Source organism: Ruegeria sp. AL12 (genome assembly GCF_056540885.1).
Window position 1 is genome coordinate 1 of record NZ_JBQFXN010000106.1, and the last position, 770, is coordinate 770.

Genomic DNA, 770 nt, shown 5'->3' on the forward strand with positions numbered 1-770 from the left:
CGCGCGTCAACCTGACTCTGAAACGCGCCATGATCAAAGCCGCGCCCGATCTGCGTGCTGCCGATCTGATCCCGGTGCTGGAAAACGCGGGTTTTGAAGCGCATGAGTTGGACCCCGGCGCCCTGTCCGCCACGCAGGCTGACAAGGCGGGGCGTGATCTGCTGATGCGGCTGGCGGTGGCCGGGTTTGCCTCGATGAACGTGATGCTGTTGTCGGTCTCGGTCTGGTCCGGGGCAGCGGATGCAACGCGGGACATGTTCCACTGGATTTCGGCGGCGATTGCGCTGCCTGCGATTGCCTTTTCCGCCCAGCCCTTCTTTGCGAATGCGTGGTCGGCCTTGCGCGTGCGTCGTCTGAACATGGATGTACCGATCGTGCTGGCGATCTTGCTGGCGCTGGTCACGTCGCTGTGGGAAACCGCGCTGAGCGGCGAGCATGCCTATTTCGACGCCGCCCTGACGCTGACCTTCTTCCTGCTGGCAGGGCGATACTTGGACTATCGCACGCGCGCCGCTGCCCGATCCGCGGCCGAGGAGCTCACCGCGCTCGAAGTGCCCCGCGCCATTCGCGTGGTGGACGGGGCCGAAGAAGAGGTCGCCGTTACGACGCTGAATGTGGGCGACCTGATCTTGGTCCGCCCCGGCGGGCGGATGCCCGTGGATGGCGAGATTGTCTCGGGCCAATCGGAACTCGACCGGTCGCTTCTGACCGGAGAAACCCTGCCTGTCTTTGCCGAAGCGGGCACGACCGTCAGCGCCGGTGAGGTCAAC

General features: G+C 65.2%; 1 protein-coding gene. It reads left to right on the forward strand.

The annotated features are described in order from the left end of the window. Positions 1-770, forward strand: a 770-nt coding sequence (locus ACR0C6_RS21670; protein ID WP_480621201.1) for a P-type ATPase actuator domain-containing protein, incomplete at both ends; no start/stop codon positions are given.